At 69.6% G+C, this 5,399-nt stretch carries 4 protein-coding genes and 1 tRNA gene; 3 read left to right on the forward strand and 2 right to left on the reverse strand.

What is annotated here, in order from left to right; genetic code table 11:
- A partial coding sequence (locus tag BFF77_RS09055; RefSeq protein WP_211280189.1) for a class I SAM-dependent methyltransferase occupies positions 1-398 on the forward strand: 398 nt, incomplete at its 5' end.
- A gap of 152 nt (positions 399-550) precedes the next feature.
- On the opposite strand, the gene BFF77_RS09060 is transcribed toward BFF77_RS09055, so the two are convergent.
- Both BFF77_RS09060 and BFF77_RS09065 read right to left on the reverse strand, forming a co-directional pair.
- Positions 551-3,097, reverse strand: a complete 2,547-nt coding sequence (locus BFF77_RS09060; protein ID WP_066946079.1) for an ABC transporter permease — start codon at positions 3,095-3,097, stop codon at positions 551-553.
- Between the two features lie 293 nt (positions 3,098-3,390).
- Complete coding sequence (locus tag BFF77_RS09065; protein WP_066946082.1) at positions 3,391-4,161, reverse strand: ABC transporter ATP-binding protein; 771 nt, start codon at positions 4,159-4,161, stop codon at positions 3,391-3,393.
- Between the two features lie 397 nt (positions 4,162-4,558).
- Here BFF77_RS09065 and BFF77_RS09070 point away from each other — a divergent pair.
- Both BFF77_RS09070 and BFF77_RS09075 read left to right on the forward strand, forming a co-directional pair.
- A tRNA-Leu gene (locus BFF77_RS09070) sits at positions 4,559-4,641 on the forward strand.
- Positions 4,642-4,793: 152 nt separating this feature from the next.
- Positions 4,794-5,399 (forward strand): Bax inhibitor-1/YccA family protein (locus BFF77_RS09075; protein ID WP_066946086.1); only part of this gene is annotated, 606 nt, incomplete at its 3' end.

Genomic DNA, 5,399 nt, shown 5'->3' on the forward strand with positions numbered 1-5,399 from the left:
TCAACCACCAGATCGCCCGGCGCCCCGAGCGCGACGAGAGCCACTACCGCATCGACCCGTTCATCGACGCGTACGTCTTCCCCGACGGCGAACTGGCCCCGCTCGGCCGGACCGTCGCCACACTGGAGGAGGCGGGCTTCGAGGCCCGTGACGTGGAGTCGATCCGGGAGCACTACGCGCTGACGCTGCGCCGCTGGGTGGCGAATCTGGAGCAGCACTGGGACCAGGCGGTACGGAGCACCTCGCCCGGCCGCGCGCGGGTCTGGCGTCTGTACATGGCGGCGTCCGCGGTCTCCTTCGAACGCAACAGGATCGGTGTCAACCAGATCCTGGCCGTGAAGACCCCGGAGACCGGGGCCTCCGGGATGCCGTGGCGCGCCCGCGCCTGGGGCGTCTGACGGAGCCGGAAGGGCCGGACGAGCCGGAAGGGCCGGACGAGCCGGAAGGGCCGGACCTCCGTCGTGTCGGGAGGTCCGGCCCTTCTCCGTGTGCGGCGGGCCGCGCCGGTACGCCCCGCGTACCGGGCCGCGCGGGTGCCCGCCGCGTACCGCTATTCGGTCTTGATCGCCGTCAGCATGTTCAGCTTCGCGGCGCTGCGCGCCGGCCAGAGCGCGGCCAGCACACCCACCAGCCCGGCCAGCACCAGGAAGATCCCGATCCGGTCCCACGGGATGACCAGTGCGTAGCCCTGGACGGAGTCCTTGAACGTCTCGCCGACCGCCCAGGCCAGGAAGGTGCCGAGCATCACTCCGATCACCGCGCCGAAGACCGAGATCACCACGGCCTCCAGCCGGATCATCCGCTTGACCCTGCCCCGGTCCAGCCCGATCGCCCGCAGCATGCCGATCTCCTGCTGCCGCTCGAAGACCGACATCGCCAGGGTGTTGACGACACCGAGGACCGCGATGATCAGGGCCATCGCCAGCAGTCCGTACATGATGTTCAGCGCGGTGTTGATGAAGCCGCCGTAGGTGTTCCTGATGTCCTGCTGGTCCATGAAGGCGATGCCCGGGTTGTCGCCCAGCGCGTCCACCAGCGCCTGCTCATGGGCGGCGCTCGCACCACCGTCCATCTTCACCCAGACCTCGGCGATGTACGGCTTGGTCTCGTGCGGGGCGACCAGGTCCCTGGAGATCAGCACCGGCGAGAGGAAGGCGTTCTCCGTGTAGACCGCGCCGACCTTCAGCCGGGCGGACGCGCCGTCGGCGTACGTCACGTCGACGGTGTCGCCCAGCTTCCAGCCGTTGGACTCCGCGGCCGTGTCGGTGACCGCGATCCCGTCCTGGCCCAGGCTGTCCAGCGAGCCGGAGACACCGCTGAGGGCGAAGAGCCTCTCGATGTCCCCGGGCGCGACCGCCGAGGCGGCGGGGGACTTGCCCTTGATCTTCAGCGAGGTGGCCTGCTGCGGTGAGAGGGCGCTCACACCGGACACCTTCTCCAGCGCGGTCACGACCGACTCGTCCAGCGGACCGCCGCCGGCCATGGTGACCAGGTAGTCGGCCCTGATGTTGTCCGTGGTCATCCGGTCCACGGCCTGGCCTATCGTCACACCGATCACCGTGAGAGCGGTGACGAGCGTGAGCCCGATGGCCAGCGCGGAGGCGGTTGCTCCGGTACGGCGCGGATTGCGGACCGCGTTCTGGCCCGCCAGCTTGCCCGCGACACCGAACACCCGCTGGAGGGCGGGCCGTACGAGTGCGATGACCGGCCGCGAGAGCAGCGGGATCAGCACGATGACACCGATCATCGTCAGGAACGCGCCCGCGCCGACCAGCAGCCGGCCGTTGTCGGCGCCCGCCGCCGCGCCCGCCACGATCAGGACCGCGCCGAGCAGGGCCAGTGCCGCGCCGATCGAGTTGCGGACGACCAGGGACCTGGTGGTGGCCACGGCGTGCACACTGCTCATCGCCGCCACCGGCGGGATCTTCGCGGCCCTGCGGGCGGGCAGCCAGGCGGCGACCAGGGTGATCAGCACACCGACGGCGAAAGCCGCGCCGACGGCGGTCGGTGAGATCACCAGCGGTCCCGCGGGCATCTTCGCGCCGAACGTGCCCATCGCGGACCGCAGTCCGGTCGCCAGACCGAGACCGACCAGGAAGCCGACCGCCGAGGCGATGGCGCCGACGACCGCGGCCTCGGTCAGCACCGAGCGCTTGACCTGACGGCGCGAGGCACCGACGGCGCGCATCAGCGCCAGCTCCCTGGTGCGCTGCGCGACCAGCATGGTGAAGGTGTTCGAGATCAGGAACACACCGACGAAGAGGGCGATGGCGGCGAAGGCCAGCAGCATCTGGTTGAGCGTGGAGAGACCCGACTCGATGTTCGCGGCCTGCTCGTCGGCGAGCTCCTTGCCGGTCCGCGCCTCGGCGCTGTCCCCGACCAGGCCCTTGACGTCGGTCAGGATCGCGCTGTCCGAGGCTCCGGCCGCCGCGGTGACGGTGACGTCCATGAAGTAGCCGGGCTCCAGATAGAGCTTCTGGGCGACGGCGGTGTCGAAGAGGACCAGGCTGCCGCCCGCGTTGACCGAGCCGTCCTCGGTGGTGAAGACACCGGAGAGGGCGTACTCCTTCACCGGTCCGTTGGTGGCGACGCGCACCTGGTCGCCGACCTGGTAACCGCCCTTGGCGGCGGAGGACTTGTCGAGCGCGATCTCGTCGTCACGCGTGGGGCCCGAGCCGTCGGTGAAGGTGTAGGCGGCGTCCTGGCCGTTCGCGCCGGGCGCGAAGTTGGCACCGGTGTTGGACCAGCCGTTGCCGATCAGCTTGCCGTCCGCGTCGGCGACTCCGGCGAAGCCGCTGACCCGGCCGGTGACGGAGGCGACGCCGTCGACGGCCCCGATCTTCTCGACGGTCCCGCGGCTGATGCCGGGGCTCTTCCCGCCGTCCTTCCTCTCGCCGTTGCCACGCCTGTCATGGGCCGTGACGGCGACGGCGACGTCCTTGTAGCTCTTGGCCGACTGATTGCGGAAGGCGTTGCCGATGGTGTCGGTGAAGACCAGGGTGCCGGAGACGAAGGCCACGCCGAGCATGACGGCGAGCACGGTCATCAGCAGTCTGGCCTTGTGCGCGAGCACAGTGCGCAGGGCGGTACGGAACATGGTGGGAGTCCTGGTGGAATGGGATGGGCCGGGCGGCGGAAGGCGCGGCGGAAGAGGCCGGCGGGAGGCACGCGGGAGGCGAGGGCGGTACGGGAGGCGCGGTCGGCGCCGGTGCCGTCGGCCCGGGTGCGGTTTCTGGTGCGTTCTGCTGGAATCTGCTTGAGGTCTGCTCGAACTCTGCTCGACGTCCACTCGACGTCTGCTCGAGGCGTGTTCGGCGGTGTCGGCGCGGAATCGGCCGGCCCGGTGCGGGCCCGGCGTGCGTCCGGCGTGCGGCGGGTGCGGGCCCGGTGTCAGCTCGTACGGCCCTTGGCGTCGAAGGCCTTCATCCGGTCGAGTACACCGTCCGCGCTCGGGTGCAGCATCTCGTCGACGATCTGGCCGTCCGCGAGGAAGATGACCCGGTCCGCGTAGGAGGCGGCCACGGGGTCGTGCGTCACCATGACGACCGTCTGCCCCAGCTCCCTGACGGAGTTGCGCAGAAAGCCCAGCACCTCGGCGCCGGAGCGCGAGTCCAGGTTTCCGGTGGGCTCGTCACCGAAGATGATCTCGGGCTGGGAGGCCAGCGCGCGGGCGACGGCCACCCGTTGCTGCTGACCGCCGGAGAGCTGGGTGGGCCGGTGGCCGAGCCGGTCGGCCAGCCCGATCATGGCGATCACCTGGTCCAGCCACTGCCGGTCGGGCTTGCGGCCCGCGATGTCCATCGGGAGTGTGATGTTCTCCAGGGCCGTCAGGGTGGGCAGCAGGTTGAACGCCTGGAAGATGAAGCCGATCTTGTCCCGGCGCAACTGCGTGAGCTGCTTGTCCTTGAGTGTGGAGAGTTCGGTCTCGCCTATGCGTACGGATCCGCCGCTGAAGGTGTCGAGGCCGGCGACGCAGTGCATGAGGGTGGACTTGCCGGAGCCCGAAGGCCCCATGATCGCGGTGAACTCGCCCTGGCGGAAGTCCACGGTGACCCGGTCGAGGGCGACCACCTGGGTCTCGCCCATTCCATAGACCTTCGACAGTTCGGAGGCGCGCGCGGCCACCGCGGTGGCGCGGTGGGCGATCGGGGTGGTGGTCACGGAAGGACACTCCTGTTTTGTCGGACGCTCGGTGGGAACGACTCCATCCTCCGTGCCGTCCGGGCGCGGGTCGTCCGTCCCGATGCCCGTTCCCGGGGCCCTCTTGGGTCTGACCGCCGCGTGCCGCCCTCCTCCTTCGGTATGACACCGCCCCGAGGATGCCGACCCGGGACGGAGGGTCCCGGCGTTGTGCCGAATGAGTGACCGGGCGGCGACTTTTCGTCATTCCTGTACGCCTGGGTACGAGTTGACCACCCGCGCCCGGCATGTGCGGATGGCTCGGTACGTGCCCTGACGCACCCTCAGACGTCAATAAAATAAGACAACATCGGGTTGCCGCTCGGCTGTTCGAGTGGTGTGTCCCGATAGGCTCATGTGCCAACGCGGCGTCGCGCGTGCCCGGATGGTGGAATGCAGACACGGCGAGCTTAAACCTCGCTGCCCCTCGGGGGCGTACCGGTTCAAGTCCGGTTCCGGGCACATTTCCGACCGTCCGACGGCCGCCGGTGTGACACGCGGCACCCGTGTGGTGTCACGATCCTGGAAAGATCCTCCCCCAGCACTAGGGCAGACGCTTTGCGTCCCTATTACTCTTGTGGCAAGGCCACGCAGGGTGGCCATGGAGGAGTGAGATGAGGAGCAGCAACCCGGTCTTCTCGCGACGGGGCTTCAGCCGCGACAACGGTCACGCGGGCTTCAACGCGGCGCCGCAGGCCGGGGGCCCCGCCGTAGGAACCAACCCGTACGCGACCAACCCCTACGCGACCAACCCGTACGCGCCCCAGCAGGGCGCGGGACTCGGCGCGGGACCGCAGGCGCCCGCGCGCACCGACGTCATGACCATCGACGACGTCGTGACCCGTACCGCCATGACGCTGGGTACGGTCATCCTCACGGCCGTTCTCTCGTGGGTCCTGCTGCCGGTCGACCAGGCCAACATCGGCAAGTCGTACGGCATCGCGATCGGCGCCGCGCTGGTGGCGCTCGTCCTGTCGCTGATCCAGTCCTTCAAGCGCCGCCCCACTCCGGCGCTGATCCTCGCGTACGCCGCCTTCGAGGGCGTCTTCCTCGGCGTCATCAGCAGCGCGGTGAGCACGTACATCGCGCCGGGCGTGGTGATCCAGGCGGTCATGGGCACGATGGCGGTCTTCGCCGGTGTGCTGTTCGCGTACAAGATGCGCTGGATCCGTGTCACCCGCCGCTTCTACGGCTTCGTGATGGCCGCGGCCATGGGCTTC

The organism is Streptomyces lushanensis (assembly GCF_001700515.1).
Taxonomy (GTDB): Bacteria; Actinomycetota; Actinomycetes; order Streptomycetales; family Streptomycetaceae; genus Streptomyces; species Streptomyces lushanensis.